Source organism: Enterococcus sp. DIV1767 (assembly GCF_050542585.1).
Lineage (GTDB): Bacteria > Bacillota > Bacilli > Lactobacillales > Enterococcaceae > Enterococcus_D > Enterococcus_D innesii.
The window spans coordinates 2254208-2273006 of record NZ_CP172936.1 but is presented as its reverse complement, the minus strand read 5'-3'; the positions used below and the strand labels follow the sequence as shown (position 1 = coordinate 2273006).

The window sequence follows — 18799 nt, the reverse complement described above, 5'->3', positions numbered from 1 at the left end:
GGTCAGAGGAAATGAAAATGAAAAAAAGAAATCGTTTGAAAAAAAAGCTGGCATCGCAACGCTTTTTGATTCCGCAGATCGTCACACTGGTCTTCGTTTTGCTGATATTGGCAGGAACCGGCTTGCTGATGCTGCCGGCTGTCACCCAAAGTGGTGAAGGTACCAACTTTTTAGATGCGCTGTTTACTGCCACATCGGCTGTTTGCGTGACGGGTCTTTCGACCTTGACAGTAGCCGACCATTACAACCTCTGGGGCCAAGGGATCTTGCTGATGCTGATTGAGATCGGTGGGATCGGCTTCATGTCGATTCCCGTCTTCTTTTACATCTTGGCGAGAAAAAGAGTCCATCTTAGTACCCGGATGATTTTGCGGGAATCATTGAATCTGGATCGGATGTCTGGAGAGATCCATTTAGCATGGTACCTGATTCGGATCGCCTTTTTGATCCAAGTCAGCGGGATCATTTTGCTGGCTTTTGCATTCGTGCCCCGTTTTGGTTGGGGGCAAGGCCTTTGGTACAGTGTTTTTCATGCGATCTCGGCCTTTTGTAATGCTGGGTTTGATTTGTTCGGCAACAGCATGGTAGGGTTTCAAAACGACCCGTTTGTATTGGGGGTCATCAGTTTCTTGATCATTGCCGGTGGTCTTGGGTTTCTCGTTTGGTTCGATCTCCTGCATACGGCGTCCAAAAAACGGTCCCTGCATAGCCGCTTGGCATGGATCGCTATGATCGTTTTGGTAGTTTTTGGAACGGCAGGGTTCTTTTTGACCGAAGCCAATTCACAGTTGATCACGGGTGATTCGGTCATCGAACGTTTTTTCCAATACCTCTTCTTAGCGGTCACTCCAAGGACTGCTGGATTTTTCAGTATTGATTACGGACAAATGAGTCAAGCCGGCTTGATGTTGACGATGATTTTCATGTATATCGGTGGGACCTCTGGATCAACTGCTGGGGGATTGAAGACAACGACGTTTGCGGTCTTGATCATCAAGATCCGCAGCTTATTGAAAGGACGCAGTCGAGCGGAGGTGTTCGGTCGCACGATCAAAGAATCTGCCGTATCGCGTGCCTTTACGTTGTTCTTCCTTACTTTGACGTTATGCTTCTTAGCGATTTTCTTATTGTCGATTACTGAACGCATGCCGCAAACCCCAAACTTTGGATTACCAACCATTGCCTTTGAAGTTTTTTCCGCTTTTGGAACCGTGGGGTTGACCATGGGGTTGACGCCTTACTTGTCGGTTTTTGGCAAACTACTGATTATTTTTTTGATGTTCATTGGTCGAGTCGGCATCATGACCGTTGCTTTTTCATTGATGAAAAAAGCCAACAAACAAGAAGCTGGCTACAAATATCCTGATGAAACTGTAATGATTGGGTAACGAAACAGGGAAACGAAGCACGCTTCGTTTCCCTGTTTTTCGTTTATTGAAGTACTTCTAACATCACATCGCGTTGGTCATCGCTGACATTCCCCGCGTAATTCGGCGTGATCAAAGACAGACCACCCTCCTTATTTGTAAATAGGTACAAGTTGTGGCTAAAATCAGGATTTCCATTGGAAGTGATCCCTTTCGAAAAGGTCAACTGAGTGTTCACTTTTACGGTGCGAATCTCATTGTTTTTCGCAGAAAATACGCGAATCTCTTTTGTTGCGATCGTATCAACTTGTGCTTCATAGCTTGTGCTGTCGCCGATCGAAATGATCAAAGGACTCGTGTTTTGAATCGTGACAGCATCTGGTACATTGACGCCATGGAAATAAAAAGTCAGTGAAGGGCCATATTGGGAAAGATCAACGGCATATGGAAACTCGTTGATGGATGGTGAGCTTGCTGTTGTTTGCGTTGCGTCAGAGTGATCCGTCGATTGCTGGCTTGAGGTTGAAGTTTCTGAAGTAGAGGTTGACGCTAAGGAGCTGCTTTCAGTCGTTTGCATCGTCGTACTTTGTTTGCTTACAGTAGACACATGACTTTGGCTTAGCTCGCTGGTTGATTGCGCGGTATCTTTTTCGTTGTTACAGCCTGTCAAAAGCCCCAAACTGACCAGCGTCAGTGTCCCAATCAAAGAAATTGTTTTTTTCATCGTTTGTTTCATCCTTTCCTACGAATACTAAAACATCTAAAAAAAACAAATTATTGTGTGAAAATGCACAATTATGTTGATATAGTGTTTAAATATTCTTTGGTGTTAAAGATATTGTAGTCCAGAACACTGAAAAAGAATAGGAAGATTTTGCTGAATTTTTCGTCAATTCTATCATAAAACATTCATGAACGCCCGCAGCAGCTGGCTAGTTTTGTATAATAAAGTGTTAGCCATTTCTGGCGGCTTGCGTAACGCAGGGATCTAGATTAAAATACCTTGGTATAGAAGAATGGGTGGTGAAGAGGATGGAAAAAGAACGGATGGGGCAATGGTTAGCCTTTACGAATCAGCATCAAGCGATCGAAGCTCGTTTGGAGCAAGCCCTCAAAGCAGAAAGCAATCTGTCTTTGAATGAGTATTACGTGCTTTATTACTTAGAAAAGACCCCCAATCATAGCATGCGCCTCAATGATTTGATCGCCCATTTTGATCTGAGTCAAAGTGCGATGTCACGTATGATCATGCGCATGGAAGACAAGCTGTGCGGTGTGATCGAACGGCATTCTTGTCAAGATGACAAGCGGGGGATCTATATTGATTTGACCCAATCAGGGGAAAAGAAACTGCAGCATTCAAAAGTCGTTTTTGAAAAAGTCTTGGAGGAAATGCTAGACTAACGAAGGTTTCACTTGTTTTCTCCTTGATTCTTTTGTAATATAGATGCATGTGCATGTATATTTTGAAAAAGGGAAAAAAGATGCACCGATTTGCTTTAAGGATCTCCTTGGGTAACTAAGCCAGTCAGATCTACAAAGCGAAATGAATCCAATGGAAAAGGTGGGAAACCCATGCGAAATGTAACAGACAAAGCAACATTTAAGCGCGGATTGCAGTTGAAAAATCGAATCATTATGGCACCAATGACGACCAAGATGTCCTTCTTTGATGGGGTGATTACGAAAGATGAGTTGGCTTACTATGGCTTACGCTCTGGGGAAGTCGGAGCAGTCATCACAGCGGCAGCCAATGTCCAAGAAGATGGCAAGGGCTGGGAAGGGGAATTAGGCGCTTACGACGATGCCTTTTTACCTGGATTAAGTAAATTAGCCAGCACCATCAAAACCAATGGGACCAAAGCCATTTTACAGATTTTTCATGCCGGTCGGATGACGGATGACTCGGTCCTACGAGGGACACAACCGATTTCTGCTAGCGCAGTTGCTGCCGAACGACCAAATGCCCAGGTTCCCCGAGAAGTCACAGTAGATGAGATTTTAACGATTATTGAAAACTTTAAAAAAGCTACCGAACGGGCGATCAAGGCGGGGTTTGATGGCGTTGAACTCCACGGAGCCAATACGTATTTGATCCAACAATTCTTTTCTCCGCACTCAAATCGTCGGTCCGATGAGTGGGGTGGCTCACTAGAGAACCGTTATCGTTTTATTGAGAAGCTCGTCGATGAAGTACTGGAAACAGTGGACCAATCAGGTGTGAAGGAGTTTATCGTCGGTTATCGGTTTTCACCTGAAGAATTTGAAGAACCAGGGATTCGCTTTGAAGATACGTTGTTCTTAGTGGACCAACTGGCAGAAAAAGGATTAGACTATCTGCACATCTCTCTTGCGGATTATACCCGCAAATCGATTTCAAAAGCGTACCAAGAAAAATCGATGTTGGCGTATGTCTATGAAAAAATCGCTCAGCGGGTTCCTTTGATTGGTGTAGGGGATGTCCGAACATCGAAAGATGCCGCGGGCTTGCTAGAACATGCAGACTTTGTTGCAGTGGGCCGGGCATTGTTGATCGATCCTCATTGGGGACAAAAAGTCTTAGACGGTCAAGATGAGTTGATCCGCACCACGGTTTCTACATACGAACGTGAGGAACTCGTATTACAAAACGGCGTTTGGGGTTTTATGGAAAACATGATGCCAGATCGCCTAAATGAAGAAAAATAAGCAGACAACCACCTTTGCCTTGGGCGAAGGTGGTTTTGTGATAGAAGGAGAGGAACGATCCGATTATTTTCAATTATGAACATCATTCTTTATAATTGATGTAATGGTAAGCGTTTGCTTTATTTTTATGCTGATGGGGATGAGGAGAGAATCATATTGGAGGGAGAAAAATGAAAAAAAGTGGCTTGTTTTTGCTAGTAATTGTCACAGGGGTGTTGTTCGCTGGTTGTGGAGGAAATCAAGAAACAGCAGATTCACAAGATTTTGCCAGTACAGATGAGAATACGCTGACTGTTTGGGCTTGGGACACAAATTTTAATATTCCAATTATGGAAAAAGCGGGGGAATATTACAATGCGGACAATGATGCAATCGACCTTAATGTCGTCGAGATGTCCAACGAGGATACCAAGCAAAAAATGGTTTCATCCTTTACTTCAGGGGTCTCCGAAGGTTTGCCAGACATCGTTTTGATGGATGACTATGATGTGCAGAACTATTTGCTGAACTACGAAGGAAAATTTGCAGAATTATCGGAAGACATCGACTTTGACCAATTTGCTCCTTACAAAGTAACGAATGCGACCTATCAAGAAGGCATTTATGCGGTTCCCTTTGATTCAGGTTCTGCTGGACTCTACTACCGCAAAGATTATTTAAGTGAAGCGGGGATCGATGAAAGTGAACTCACCAATCTAACCTGGTCCAAATTTGTGGAGATTGGTGAGACAGTCAAAGAAAAAACGGGGAAATGGTTCGTTGCGTTTATTCCAAATCGCGGCACTCATTATATCCAGATGGCGATGCAGTCAGCCGGATTATGGTATTTTGATGAAGACGGAAACATATTTTTGAAAGACAATCCTGCTATTCGTGAAATGCTGCCGATCCTGAAGACGATCGAAGAAAAAGAGTTGGCAAAACCAGTAGATTATTTTGCGCCAGAAGGGATCGGTGCAGTGACGAGTGGAGAAGTGGCAGCAGTCAATTCAGCCATCTGGTTTTCAGCGACGATCCGCTCCGCAGAAGTTCAAAAAGGAAAATGGGGCTATACGAATCTTCCTCAATTAGAGACAGTGTCTGGAGCGACACCTTACTCGAACTTGGGTGGTTCTAGCTGGTTGGTGCTCAATGACTCACCAAATAAAGCGTTGGCCATTGATTTTCTCAAACAAGAATTTGCTGGAAATGATGAATTCTATCAAGAGATTTTAGTAGAAAATGGGGCAGTGGGGACTTACCTACCCTCACAAGAAGGAGAAGCTTATCAATATGAAGATCCTTTCTTTAATGACGCCCCAATCTATAAAGATTTCTCCAGTTGGATGGCGGACATCCCCGCCGTTGATTACGGGGTAAATACCCAAGCGGCAGTGGATGCCTTGCGTGGGGGAATGCAAAGCTATTTTGATGGTGCCATGTCCTTAGATGACATGTTGACGGAAGCAGAAAACACCTACAAGATGCAAGTCGGCGAATAGCCGACTTGTGTTACTTAAGGAGTGATGAATATGCAAAATACGATCAGAAAAAAGCGCCCCAAAAACCAACAAGTCTGGGGATTTATTGGCCTTTCTTTAGTATTCAGTAGTGTCTTTTTGCTGTATCCCATCGTCTATTCCTTATACCTTTCCCTGCATCGGATGCAGGGACTGCAATCGGTTTTTGTCGGCTTCGGCAATTACCTACGCATGCTGCAGGATACGATTTTTCAAAAAGCTTTACTCAATAATTTTATCTTTCTGATCTTTCAAGTACCGATCATGGTGTTGTTGGGTCTTCTGCTAGCGTTTGTTTTGAACACGCCGAAGCTTGTAGGACGCTCCTTCTTTAAATTAGCGTTGTTTCTACCCTGTGTCACCTCGCTGGTTTCCTATGCAGTTTTATTTAAAATGATGTTTCAAATTGGCGGGATCGTTAATCAAGGGCTGCTGAACATTGGCTTGATCACGCAACCGCTAGATTGGCTAAATAATCCGCTTCTAGCAAAACTGACCGTTATTATAGCCCTGTGCTGGCGTTGGACAGGCTATAACATGATTTTTTATTTGGCAGGATTGCAAAATATCTCGGATGACACCTTAGAAGCTGCTGCGATCGATGGAGCGAATGGGTTTCAAAAGTTCTTTTTCGTAGTGATCCCGCAACTGAAGCCGGTGATCGTTTTCACAACCATCACCTCCACCATTGGGACGATCCAGCTCTTTGATGAAGTGGTGAATCTAACAGGTGGTGGCCCATCCAATGAGACGTTGACTGTCGCCCAACTGATCTATAATCACTCCTTTGTCTATACGTCAAATTTTGGGTACTCGGCTACGCTTTCTTGGGTCTTAGTGATCATCATCGCTCTTTTATCTGTGATCCAGTTGAAACTCTCGAAAACGAATCAATAAAAGCGATAGAAAGGAGCAGCTATGAAAGTTACTTTAGGTGGATGCATAAAATATGGATTTTTACTGATCGTCTCATTTTTTTCGATTTTTCCGTTTTACTGGATGATGGTGGGCTCTACCAATACCGCCAATCAAGTTGCCGAAGGGAAGCTGACTTTTGGGAATCAGTTAGCAAGCAATTTTCAGGTGCTGTTCAGCAATTACGACATCCCATTGATCATGTGGAATTCCCTCAAGATTTCATTGATCACCGTCCTCGTCAGTCTACTGGTCACTTCTTTGGCTGCCTTTGGATTTGAGAAGTTTCGAACGCGGGCGAGTGAAGGCATCTATGCGGTTTTTCTGTTATGTATGATGGTGCCACTGGCAACTTTGGTGATCCCGTTGTTTAAAATGATGGCAGGAATGCAGCTAGTCAATCAGCACGTGGCAGTCATTTTGCCATTGGTCAATAACCTGTTTCTGATTTTCTTTTTTCGCCAGAACTTCAAGTCTTTTCCTGACGGTATTTTAGATGCGAGTCGCATCGAGGGGGCAACAGAGTACACGATATTTTTCCGGATCGTTTTTCCTATGATGCGCTCGACCTATGCTGCCGCTGCCATCTACGCCTTTATGAACGCATGGAACAGTTATTTACTACCCTTGGTCTTTTTGCAAACGGAAAGTCGTCAAACCATGACATTGCTGATTTCCAATTTATCGTCAGCCAGTTACGTACCAAATTATGGCGTTCAAATGCTGGCGATCGTGATTGCAACGATCCCAACGTTGGTATTGTTTTTGTTTATGCAAAAAGGTTTTGTGAAAGGCATGACCGGTTCTTTGAAACTATAAGTATCAATAACCAGCTTTGCTACTTTTCCATAAGGTTGGGTAAGGCTTGACGTAGGGGATGAAATAGCTTTCCCCAGATAAAAAACAATTGCCTTGAGAGGCATTATTTTAATAAATAGTCAAACAATTCAGAATCATTCATTTTTCTTACAAAAAGATAGCGCAAGTCGAGTTGATTGATAAAAAAACAATCAGTTGTTAGACTTAATTCAGGTTAAAAAAACAAAAAGGGGATGTAATGATGAAAAGAGGATTTAGAAATTATTTAGGTTCAGATGAGCGGGAGGCAGGCTATAATTTGTCTTGGGGGTCTATCTTTGCAGGAGTTGTAACATTTATCGCATTGTTCATGACACTGTCAATGATTGGCTCAGCAATCGGTTTTGGTTTGGTGGAACCAACATCAAATAATCCATTAGATGGTGTGGGTACAGGATTATTGATTTGGACAGTCATTACCTTTGTCTTGGCATTATTCGGTGCAGGTTTTGTTTCAGGTGTGGCGGCTCGACGTGTTGGATTGGTTCATGGTTTCTTAACATGGGCAACCAGTATGATCGTGATGATGGTTATGCTCTCTTACTTAACGATCGGTGCATTTTCTGTAGTCGGTTCACTTTTAGGAAACGTTGCTTCTGCTGTTGGCAGTGGCGTTGAAACAGTTGCCTCAGGTGCTGGCGATGTCGCTTCAAAAGCCTTCGATGAAATAACAGGAAACATGGAAGACGTCAACACAGATGAATTACAAGCGAATGTCAATGATGTTTTACAAGATACCGATGTTCCGGAATTGCAACCTGACTACTTGCAAAATCAATTGTCTGATGCGACGAACGACATCAAAGATGCCGGCAAAGACATTGCAACGAATCCAAATGATGCTGATAAAATCATTGATGATTTAGCAAGTAAATTGCAAGATCGTGCTACAACGATCGGTGATTCAGTCGATAAAGAAGCAATCTCAAATGCAGTGGCTCAAAACACAGATCTAAGCCAACAAGAAGCGGAAGAAGCAACGAACAATATCGTGAACGGCTTACAAGATGCTTCTGATGAAGCACAAAAACAAATCGAAAACGCACAACAAAATCTTGAACAAGCCAAACAAGACATTGACCAAGCAGTGGAAGACGCTCGTCAAAAAGCGGAAGAAGCAAGTGATGCAACAGCTAAAGCATCCATTTGGGGCTTTGTGGCAATGGTCTTAGGACTCGTTCTTACGTCAATCGGTGGTATGGTGGGAGCAAACTTAGTCAAAACTGCTGACCACGAAAATCGTATCTAATTCATCTCTCACAAAGAGAGTTAGTGATCCATAAACCAGTGAACAGCGTTCTGCCAAAGACTCAAATGGCAGCAGCGCTGTTTTCTGCTTTTAAAACAAGCGGTTAAAAATCCCCATTGACGAGTGATTTTTCTCATGCTACACTGGCTCTGAGGATTGTTACCGCTTTAGGCGGGCTATACCTATTTTTTTGTGTGAAGAAATCTAAAGAAGAATAGGGTCGTTAAAATGAACGTAACAAAAGTGATCAATAACAACATTGTGATTTCTGAGAATGAGGAAAAACAAGAATTGGTCGTCATGGGCAAAGGCTTAGGCTTTAAGAAAAAGCCGGGCGATGCGATCGACGATACCAAGATTGAAAAAGTCTATCTCAGTACGCAAGAGTGGAATGTCACAAAACTAACCCAATTACTTTCTTCTATCCCTATCGAACATATTCAAGCAGCGAATGAGATCATCAGTTTTGCAAAAGTTTCCCTCGGGAAAAAGTTGAGCGAAAAATTGTTTCTGACGCTGACCGATCATATCAATTATGCTATCGAGCGCTATCAAAACGGCATGGAAATCAAAAATGCCTTGCTATGGGAAATTAAGCGGTTTTATAACCATGAATACCTCATTGGCAAAGAAGCGTTATCGATCATCAAAAATCGCTTGGCAATCGAGCTGCCGGAAGATGAAGCCGGCTTCATTGCGCTACACATCGTCAATGCGGAGTTGGATATGGCGCAGGTCAGTCAAGTATCGGAAATGGCGAAGATCATTCAGCATATCCTGAACATCGTCAAATATCATTTTTCAATGGAGCTTGATGAGTATTCATTGAACTACGAACGCTTTGTGACCCATTTGAAATTTTTTGTCCAGCGCTTATTCAGTGGTACAAAGCTCGATGATGCAGGAACCAGCAGTTTTATTTTTATGTTGAAAGACCGCTACATGAAGGAATATGCGTGTGCACTGAAAATCAGCGACTACATCAACAAAGAATTCGGTAGACCGTTAGAAGAAGACGAATTGATCTATTTAACTATACACATCAAACGAATAACAAGTGCTTAGGATTGTTACTGGATTGGCAGGCTATACCTAAATGAACTCCCAAGGGGTTTGTTTAGGTATTTTTTTATGGTTTGACACACAAAAAGCAGACGAAAAACAAAAATAGGAGGAACGACATGAATTACAAAGAGTTAGCAAAAACGATCATCACCAATGTTGGTGGGGAAGAAAATATCCAAAGCTTGACCCATTGTGCGACACGCTTGCGCTTCAACTTGAAAGATGACAGCAAACCCCAAGAAAGTACTTTAAAACATACACCAGGGATCATGGGTGTGGTCAATAAAGGTGGGCAATACCAAGTAATCATCGGCAGTGATGTTGGCAATGTCTACAACGAAATCACTGCCCAAACCAATTTAAACAGTGACCAAGAAACAGCAGAAGACGATCGCGGACGTGTGGCAAAAGTCATCGATACGATCACCGGGATCTTCACCCCAATCTTGCCAGCTATCACAGCAGCTGGGATGCTAAAAGCAGTTCTTTCATTGCTGGTGGTCTTTAATGTTTTGACGGCAGAAAGTCAAAGCTACCAAATCCTAAACTTTATGGCGGATGCGGCGTTCTACTTCTTGCCTATTTTGCTGGCTGCTTCTTCTGCACAAAAATTCAAAGCCAATATGTATTTAGCTATGATGGTGGGGGGGATTTTACTCCATCCGAACTTTATCGCAATGGTGACAGCAGTCAATGAGTCAGGCGGCGGCATCCATTTGTTCGGCTTACCGATTTCACCAGTGAGTTATTCATCATCGGTTATCCCAATCATCTTGAGTGTTTGGTTTATGTCTTACGTTGAACCGATTGCCGATAAAGTCTCACCAAAGGCAATCAAATTCTTTAGCAAACCGTTGCTAACGATCTTCGTCGTAGGAACAGTCGCATTAGTTGCTTTAGGCCCTCTAGGCTACATGATCAGTGAAGCGATCTCTGCAGGGATCCAAGCCTTAGAAACGGTCAGCCCATGGATCGTTCCATTACTGATTGGTGCCTTCACGCCATTGTTCGTGGCAACTGGTACCCATTATGGGTTAGTGCCTATCGGAATCAATAATCGAATGACTGCCGGCTACGACACAGTGATCTATCCTGGCATGCTGGCTTCAAACGTCAGTCAGGGAGCTGCAGCTATCGGCGTTGGTTTCAAATCAAAAGATTCTACGATCAAACAATTGGCATTTTCTGCTGGTCTGACAGGGCTATTCGGTATTACTGAACCGGCGTTGTATGGGGTCAATTTGCGGTTTAAAACACCCTTGTATGCAGCAATGATCGGTGGCGGATTTGGTGGTCTATTTATGGGGATCATGCGTGTCCGCAATTTCTCAGGCGGTTCACCAGGCCTGTTGACTTTGCCAAGCTATATCGGCGATGACACCTTACGTCATTTGACCAATGCTTGTATCGGTGCCGCAATCAGTATCGTGGTCACATTTATTGCGACATTATTCTTATACAAAGACCCTGTCACAGAAGAAGCACCTGAAGCAACACCAGCAGACAAAGAACAAGAACCAACCCATCAAATCAGCGGCGCAGAGATCAAAGCACCCTTAAAAGGGGAACTAAAAAGCTTGCAAGCAGTCAATGACGGCATGTTTTCAGAAGAAATTCTTGGACAAGGGGTGGCAATCGAGCCAACCGACGGGGAAGTGCTAGCACCAGTCAACGGGACTGTCACTGCAGTCTTTGATTCCAAACATGCCATTGGCTTGACTAGTGAGGAAGGCATTGAACTATTGATCCACGTGGGGATCGATACAGTGCAATTAAATGGTGAAGGCTATGCCTATCAAGTAGAAAAAGGGCAAAAAGTGACAGTCGGGGATCCATTGATTACGTTTGATATTGAATTTATCAAAGAAAAAGGCTATCCAGTGATCACGCCGATCGTTATCACCAATAGTGCAGAAGTGGGGGACATTTTGACGGCAAACAGTGGTCCGATCACGTTTGGCGATCAAATCATCAAAGTGATCGGCTAAAAAAGGAGAATATGACATGGGATTTCCAGAAAACTTTTTATGGGGCGGCGCAACAGCCGCTAATCAATGTGAAGGCGGGTTTGATCAAGACGGGCGTGGGCTTGCCAATGTCGATGTAATTCCGACTGGCAAGGACCGCCGAGCAGTCATTACCGGCAAGCGTGAGATGCTTGCCTTTGAAGAAGGGTATTTCTATCCGGCAAAAGAAGCGATCGATATGTACCATCATTTCAAAGAAGATATCGCCTTGTTTGCGGAGATGGGCTTTAAAACCTATCGTTTATCGATTGCTTGGTCAAGAATTTTTCCGAAGGGGGACGAAGAAACCCCTAATGAAGAAGGCTTGCGCTTTTATGAAGAACTATTTTTAGAGTGCCGCAAATACCAAATCGAACCCTTGGTGACGATCACGCATTTTGACTGTCCGATCCATTTGATCAAAGAATATGGCGGTTGGCGCAACCGTAAGATGATCAGCTTTTATGAAAACCTTTGTCGAGCGATCTTCACTCGATACAAAGGATTGGTGAAGTACTGGCTGACCTTTAACGAAATCAATATGATCTTGCATGCCCCGTTTCTCGGTGCAGGGCTGACCTTTGCTGAGGGCGAAAATGAAGAACAAATCAAATATCAAGCTGCTCATCATGAGTTAGTCGCTAGTGCGTTGGCAACAAAAATCGCCCACGAGATCGATCCAGAAAACAAAGTAGGCTGTATGCTGGCAGCGGCTAGTTATTATCCTTACAGCTGCAATCCGAAAGATGTCTGGGAAAGCAAAAAAAGCGATCGCGGCAACTATTTCTTTATCGATGTGCAATCGCGAGGAGAATATCCAAATTATGGTTTGAAGATGCTAGCGGAAAAAGGAATCACTTTGGAACGAACCGCCGAAGATACGGCTTTATTAAAAGCCCATACCGTCGATTTTATCTCCTTTTCTTACTATGCCTCTCGGGTCGCTGCTTCAGAAGATTCCGGTGTTGAGAAAACGGAAGGCAACTTGTTCCCGACCATTAAAAATCCGTATTTAGAAGCGTCGGAATGGGGCTGGCAGATTGATCCGCTTGGCTTGCGGATCACGATGAATGATCTTTATGATCGTTACCAAAAACCACTTTTCATCGTCGAAAACGGTCTAGGAGCGGTGGATACACCAAACGAAGATGGAAAAATCAATGATGTGTATCGCATCGACTATCTACGTGCGCATATTGCAGCGATGAAAGAAGCGATTGACCAAGACGGTGTGGAACTGCTGGGCTATACTTCATGGGGCTGTATCGATTTGGTTTCAGCAGGAACCGGAGAAATGAAGAAACGCTATGGCTATATCTATGTCGATCGCGACAATGAAGGCAATGGCACATTAGCCCGCAGCAAGAAGCAATCCTTTTATTGGTACAAAAAAGTGATTGCCTCAAATGGAGAAGATTTGGCTTAAGCCAGTTAACTAACGATTATCATTAAGGAAAGAAACGCCAGCGGAACAGAACTGCTCATGGAAGCAGCCTGGTTCTGTTGGCGTTTTTCTTATTTAACGAAAGAAATTATTCTGCTTCCTCCCGCTGGATCGGCAACAGCAAGCGAACGGTGGTTCCTTCGTTGATGCGTGATTCTACAGACAATCCATATTTTTCCCCATAGAGTAGCTTAATACGCTGATCAATATTGTCCAAGCCAATACCCGAATAGTGTTCAAAGTGGTTGGCGGTGCTGGTTGGGTGCTCTTCATTGAACCCAATGCCCGTATCGATGATCTCAATTTTCAGGCCTTCCTTACTGACGCGAGAAAAAATCTGGATCAATCCTGAATCCTCTTCGGGAAAGGCATGCAAGTAGGCATTTTCGATAATCGGTTGTAATATCATCTTCGGTACGAAAACATCTTCACAGCCATCTTCTGAAAAAATCGTCGATTGGATGCGATTGCCATAACGTACGTTCATTAAAACGAGGTATTCTTCCACGATCGCTAGCTCATCCTTTAAAGGGACGATCTCTTTGCGGTTAAAGGTGTGCCGTAACAATTGCACAAAGCTTTCAATCGCTTGGGTGGCGGCTTCTTGTTCGTTTTGCCAGATCAAAAACTTGATAGCGGTCAATGTGTTATAGACAAAATGCGGTTGGATCTGCATTTGCAGTGAACGAATCTCGAACTTGCGTTTTTCAGCTTCTGTGACCATTAAATGATCGACATAAGATTCCAAGTCCTCCAGCATCAAGTTATAGGCACGCCCCAATTCTCGAGTTTCATACGTCCCGTTGATGGTGACTTTATCGCTGAAATCGCCTTGAGTGACCGCCGGCAGTTTGGCGATCAGCTGGTAAATCGGTTGGGTGATGTTGCGGATGATCCAAAATGCCAGCAGACTAAAGAGTAAAATACTGACGACAGAAATCAACAGAGCTGGCTTGATCAGATTCATATTGCGTACCAGATGCGATTCATCCAAAACATCATAAAAAGTAAAGTGATACGAATAAAGGGGCAGCTGATTGATGCTAGTATCTCTTTTGACCGTGACGAGACGATCCTCAAACGGCTTGCCTAAAAGGCTCGGATCAGAAGTGGAGAGAATTTGATTTTGCTCATTGACGATATAGATCGAGTGAAGACTGGTATCTAAGAGTTGACGATAGATCGAAGAAAAATCAGATTCCTTTAAGAAAATCAGGGCATAGCCGAAAATCGTTTCTTCTTTCATTAATTTGCGCACGTACATCAAGCCCGGGGAGTCGCTGGTGGAGGTACTTAAGCCTTGGTCCAAGAAATAATACTGACTGATGGCGTCATTGTCATTGATCTGCTGAACAAAGGCGCTGGCGAGAAACTCATCCACCGATTGATTGCGAACCGCATCGTTTTGAAAGAAAGTGCCCCCGTTGACCCCAATCAACACTAAATTCGAGGGGATGTCTTGAAACAAAGAGCGAGTGTCTTTTAATTGCTCGTTTAATTCTAAAATCGTACGGCCTTGATTCATGTCGCCTTCTAAGTAAGTTTCAACGGCTTTGCTTTCATCGACGATATCAAAAATCCGATGGATATTCTCGTTCAGACGCTCATAATCTTCTTGGATTTTTTCCAGCAGTAGCTGATTGGAGCTTTGGTACGAGGCAACATAGGCATCTTTCGAACGACCATAGATCACGATGACGGTTAGCAGACAAACACTGATGACCCCGACGACAACAAAGAGGAAGATCCGACTGAATAATTCATTTTTCTGAATCCATTGGTTGATTTTCATAATTGATTCAACCGCCGATACTTCGATGGGGTGACCTGACATTCTTTCTTAAAGATGCGAGAAAAATAGCTGATATCTGAATACCCGACCGCTTCACTGATTTCAGATAGGTTCAGATCAGATTGTGTCAGTAGTTCTTTGGCTTTATCCAAGCGGGTTTTCTTTACGTACTCAGAAAAGCTCATTTTCAGTTTCGCAGAAAGAAAAGCCGAAAGATAGGTGTAACTAAAGTGAAAGGTTTCAGCTAGTTCAGACAAAGACAGGCTTTTGGTGTAGTTGTCTTGAATAAAGCGCTGGATCGCAACGAGTAGATCATCTTCATCCAATGGTGATAAGGTCGTCAGCTGTTGACGAATATCATCAATGGTCGCCAACAACAAATCAGAAAAATCTTCCAAATACTGCACGTGACCGATGGCATGCAAAAATTCAGCTTTTAAGCGGCTAAAGCGTGGAGCAGTGGGGAATTCTTCTTCCAAGCGGGAAAGTAACGTGTAAAAAATACTGCTGGCCTGCTGTTTTAAGAATGTCGGATCGACATTGGATAAGATCATGTCATTGAAATATTCCTCGATTCTGGTGATTCCTAGCAAAAAGTTGTTGTCTAACAAAGCCCGTAAGAACTTCTTGGTATCAAAACGATCACTTTCAATGTACAAAAAGAGTTCTTGTTCTAGCACCAGCCGTTGTCGTTTATAAAAAAACGATTGGCCTTGGCTTTTGGCTTTAAGGGTCACAAAATGATCCCGTAACTGTTCAATCTTTCGAAAGGGCACACTGAGAGTAAAGAAGGCATCTGGCTCGGTAAAACGCAATTGCTCCAATGTTTCTTTCAAGGAGGAATAAACATCCGTTCCTTCTGGATAACTGATCACTAAGCCGGCATCTTTGTTACTGGTTTGAAAAAAGAGCGTCTTTACCTGCGGTTGTGATTGAGTAAATTCTGTCAACGCATGCAGCAGCTGATCATTGGCACGAAAGCCGCTAAAATTGGTGGTCAAAATTTGGGCTTGCTGTTGCGGCTGATCCAATGCAAGGTAGTCCGCCAAAGGAGCCAACGGTTCTTCATACCCTGCTAAATAGCGATTCAACGATTCTTGCAGTTGCGTCTCCTCAGTCACGGAGCCTTTTGTATGTGACAGCTTTTGTGAGATGTTGTGTAGCGTTTTCAACAAGAGTGTCGGTGTCAGTGTCGGTTTTAAAAGATAATCTACGGCACCATTTCTAAAAGACTGACTGACGTATTGGAAATCATCGTAGCTGCTCAAGACCAAAAAATGGACTTCTGGATATTGTTGTTGAATGATCGTTGTGAGTTGAAGGCCGTCCATTTGTGGCATTTTCAAATCCGTGATCACGATGTCGGGATTCAGCTCATGGATCAGCGCCAATGCTTCTTGCCCGTTCGCTGCATCGCCTAAGAGACGGAACCCTTCTTGCTCCCAACGTATCATATGTTTTAATCCATCTCGGATCGTTGCCTCATCATCAACGACTAAGACCGTGCGTAAAATCGTCATGGTATCCCCCCTATATCTCTTCTTTATTATAAACGCTTTCAAAAAAGAAAGGTATTGTAACTTTTTTCTATTTTTGGACAAATTTAGTAAGCTCTTTCATATTCATTGAATACGGTTACAAAATCAGTGTATAGTTAGCCATGTAAATAAAAGGAAAGAGGGATAAAAATGAAAAAACTACTTGCATCGATGGTAACGGCGGCTGCAGTGCTGACTTTGGCGGCTTGCGGAAACAGCAACACAAGCTCTGGTGATTCCGGCGAGTCCTCAAACAAAGTCACGGTCTGGGCATGGGATGAGACCTTCAACATCAAGGCAGTCAATGAAGCCAAAAAAGTGTATGAAAATCAAGATGTCGATGTGGAAGTCGTGACGATGTCGCAAGATGATATCGTCCAAAAATTAAATACGAGTCTGGCATCTGGAAATACGGACGGACTACCAAATATCGTTTTGATCGAAGACTACCGCATTCAAGGATACCTTTCTTCTTATCCAGATGCGTTTAGTGATCTAACGGATATCGTGAATGAGGAGGATTTCTCCAGCTATAAATTTGCGGTCAATAAAGTCGACGATGTCATTTATGGGGTGCCATTTGACAGTGGCGTCGCAGGACTATTTTACCGCACAGATTATTTGACCGATGCAGGCTATGAGCAAGCGGATCTCAAAGATATTACCTGGGATGATTTTATCAGCATTGCCAAAGATGTCAAAGAAAAAACGGGTCACGCTATGATGTCGTTAGACCCAAGCGATCTTGGCTTGGCACGAATCATTATGCAATCGGCAGGCGAATGGTATACCGGTGAAGATGGCTCCACTGTGACCATCAAAGACAATGAATCCTTCAAAGCCGGTCTAACTGTCTTGGCAACATTGTTGAATGAAGGCTTAGTTGAACAAGTTTCTGATTGGGATGGCGGGGTCAATGCCGTTCAATCAGGCAATGTCGCCTCTGCCCCAACCGGTGCGTGGTATTCCAGCACGATTCAAGGCGCTGAAGATCAAAGTGGCAAATGGGCGATCGCTCCAATCCCGTCTATCGCTGGCAACAGCAATTCAGTCAATGCCTCCAGCATCGGTGGAGCAGGCTGGTACGTGATCAAAGGGGTTGACGGTGAAGAAAATGCCAAAGACTTTTTAGCCAATACCTTTGCTTCGAACAAAGAATTGATGGGTACATTAGCTACCGAGATCGGTTTGGTTTCAACCATGAATGCTGCAGAAGAAACGGAAGAATATACGTCGGGTCTTGATTTCTATGGCGGTCAAAAAGTCTTCCAAGATTTCTCTCAATGGTCACAAGAAATTCCAGCCGTGAACTACGGCAATCACACCTATGCCATTGAATCTGTCTTGACTGAAAGCTTGCAACGTGTAATCAACGGCGAAGACATCGATAAAGTATTAGAAGAAGCACAATCACAAGTGGAAGCACAAATTGCAAACTAATCGAACAACTTTGCAGAAACTCGTGAGCGATCGCGAGTTTCTGTGTTAAGGGGGAATTACAATGAAAAACAAAACAAAAAATTGGTTTGCAAACGGCAATGCCTTTATTACCTTACCCGTCATTTTGATCACGATGCTGGTCTTTATCCCGATGGTCTCGGCATTGTTCACGTCATTCCAATCAGGACCACCAACAGCGATGACCTTTAACGGTCTTGGCAACTATCAGCGGATGTTGAGCGACTCAACCTTTAAAAAAGCCTTTGGCAATACGTTTTTATACTTATTAGTCCAAGTTCCGATCATGCTCTTTTTGGCGCTGATCGTATCGAACATATTGAATGACAAAAAATTGAAGTTTAAAGGGCTGTTCCGCACCGCCTTGTTCTTACCATGTATCACATCCTTGGTTTCTTATTCCTTGATCATGAAAAGTCTCTTTTCGGCAAACGGGTTAGTCAATAACTTTTTGACGCAGCTACACCTGATCGATGCACCGATCCAGTGGTTGACGGATCCTTTTTGGGCAAAAGTACTGATTATTTTTGCCATCACCTGGCGTTGGACCGGCTACAATATGATCTTTTTCATCTCAGGCATGCAAAATATCGATCCAAGTATTTATGAAGCGGCAGAGATCGATGGCGCTTCAAAATGGGATCAATTCTTCAAAATCACGATTCCCAACTTGCGTCCAATCATCCTATTTACCACGATCACTTCAACGATCGGTACGCTGCAATTATTCGATGAAGTTCAAAATATCACTGGCGGTGGACCAGCCAATGCTACGACGACCTTGTCACAATACATCTACAATTTAAGTTACAAATTCACGCCAAACTTTGGGTATGCTGCCGCGGTTTCCTTTGTCATTGTGATCGCGATCGTGATCCTATCGATCATCCAAACGAAAATAGGAGGAAAAGAAAATTGAA

At 43.5% G+C, this 18799-nt stretch carries 15 protein-coding genes; 12 read left to right on the top strand and 3 right to left on the bottom strand.

The features are described 5' to 3' along the window. The first annotated feature begins 11 nt into the window (after positions 1-11). On the top strand, positions 12-1388 hold the full coding sequence (locus tag IGI78_RS10795; protein WP_430618007.1) for a TrkH family potassium uptake protein: 1377 nt from the start codon (positions 12-14) through the stop codon (positions 1386-1388). A gap of 43 nt (positions 1389-1431) precedes the next feature. Here IGI78_RS10795 and IGI78_RS10790 read toward each other — a convergent pair whose 3' ends face one another. Then, the gene (locus IGI78_RS10790) at positions 1432-2091 is read right to left on the bottom strand and encodes a hypothetical protein (RefSeq protein ID WP_430618006.1); all 660 of its coding nucleotides are present in this window, start codon (positions 2089-2091) and stop codon (positions 1432-1434) included. Positions 2092-2399: 308 nt separating this feature from the next. Between IGI78_RS10790 and IGI78_RS10785 the strand changes: the two genes are divergently transcribed. The 9 genes from IGI78_RS10785 (at position 2400) to IGI78_RS10745 (ending at position 13073) form a co-directional block, all read left to right on the top strand. Continuing rightward, on the top strand, positions 2400-2771 hold the full coding sequence (locus tag IGI78_RS10785) for a MarR family winged helix-turn-helix transcriptional regulator (protein WP_421758418.1): 372 nt from the start codon (positions 2400-2402) through the stop codon (positions 2769-2771). Positions 2772-2942: 171 nt separating this feature from the next. Further along, positions 2943-4055 (top strand): NADH-dependent flavin oxidoreductase, encoded by a 1113-nt coding sequence (locus IGI78_RS10780; RefSeq protein WP_086373150.1) that lies wholly within the window; start codon positions 2943-2945, stop codon positions 4053-4055. 170 nt (positions 4056-4225) lie between these two features. After that, complete coding sequence (locus IGI78_RS10775; protein WP_430618005.1) at positions 4226-5536, top strand: ABC transporter substrate-binding protein; 1311 nt, start codon at positions 4226-4228, stop codon at positions 5534-5536. Between the two features lie 30 nt (positions 5537-5566). Next, positions 5567-6451 carry a carbohydrate ABC transporter permease gene (locus IGI78_RS10770; RefSeq protein WP_156235441.1) on the top strand — a complete coding sequence of 295 codons (885 nt, stop codon included), beginning with the start codon at positions 5567-5569 and terminating at the stop codon, positions 6449-6451. Between the two features lie 21 nt (positions 6452-6472). Continuing rightward, a complete protein-coding gene (locus tag IGI78_RS10765; RefSeq protein ID WP_430618004.1) occupies positions 6473-7288 on the top strand; it encodes a carbohydrate ABC transporter permease in 816 nt (271 codons plus the stop codon). 241 nt (positions 7289-7529) lie between these two features. Continuing rightward, positions 7530-8576: a hypothetical protein gene (locus IGI78_RS10760; RefSeq protein WP_179190655.1), complete on the top strand. Its 1047-nt coding sequence runs from the start codon at positions 7530-7532 to the stop codon at positions 8574-8576. A gap of 228 nt (positions 8577-8804) precedes the next feature. Next, the gene (gene licT, locus IGI78_RS10755) at positions 8805-9641 is read left to right on the top strand and encodes a BglG family transcription antiterminator LicT (RefSeq protein ID WP_430618003.1); all 837 of its coding nucleotides are present in this window, start codon (positions 8805-8807) and stop codon (positions 9639-9641) included. Positions 9642-9757: 116 nt separating this feature from the next. Further along, positions 9758-11629, top strand: a complete 1872-nt coding sequence (locus IGI78_RS10750; protein WP_325810954.1) for a beta-glucoside-specific PTS transporter subunit IIABC — start codon at positions 9758-9760, stop codon at positions 11627-11629. A 16-nt stretch (positions 11630-11645) separates the two neighbouring features. Continuing rightward, on the top strand, positions 11646-13073 hold the full coding sequence (locus IGI78_RS10745; protein ID WP_430618002.1) for a 6-phospho-beta-glucosidase: 1428 nt from the start codon (positions 11646-11648) through the stop codon (positions 13071-13073). Between the two features lie 106 nt (positions 13074-13179). Here IGI78_RS10745 and IGI78_RS10740 read toward each other — a convergent pair whose 3' ends face one another. Together IGI78_RS10740 and IGI78_RS10735 are read right to left on the bottom strand one after the other, a co-directional pair. Continuing rightward, positions 13180-14883, bottom strand: coding sequence for a sensor histidine kinase (locus IGI78_RS10740; RefSeq protein WP_430618581.1), 1704 nt, complete (start codon positions 14881-14883; stop codon positions 13180-13182). Continuing rightward, the gene (locus tag IGI78_RS10735) at positions 14880-16403 is read right to left on the bottom strand and encodes a response regulator transcription factor (protein WP_195264849.1); all 1524 of its coding nucleotides are present in this window, start codon (positions 16401-16403) and stop codon (positions 14880-14882) included. Before IGI78_RS10735 ends, IGI78_RS10740 begins: the two co-directional genes overlap by 4 nt. A 168-nt stretch (positions 16404-16571) precedes the next feature. Here IGI78_RS10735 and IGI78_RS10730 point away from each other — a divergent pair, with 168 nt between their 5' ends. Together IGI78_RS10730 and IGI78_RS10725 are read left to right on the top strand one after the other, a co-directional pair. Then, positions 16572-17861, top strand: coding sequence for an ABC transporter substrate-binding protein (locus IGI78_RS10730; protein ID WP_195264852.1), 1290 nt, complete (start codon positions 16572-16574; stop codon positions 17859-17861). A gap of 61 nt (positions 17862-17922) precedes the next feature. Then, on the top strand, positions 17923-18798 hold the full coding sequence (locus tag IGI78_RS10725) for a carbohydrate ABC transporter permease (protein ID WP_005225588.1): 876 nt from the start codon (positions 17923-17925) through the stop codon (positions 18796-18798). The last annotated feature ends 1 nt before the right edge of the window (position 18799 follow it).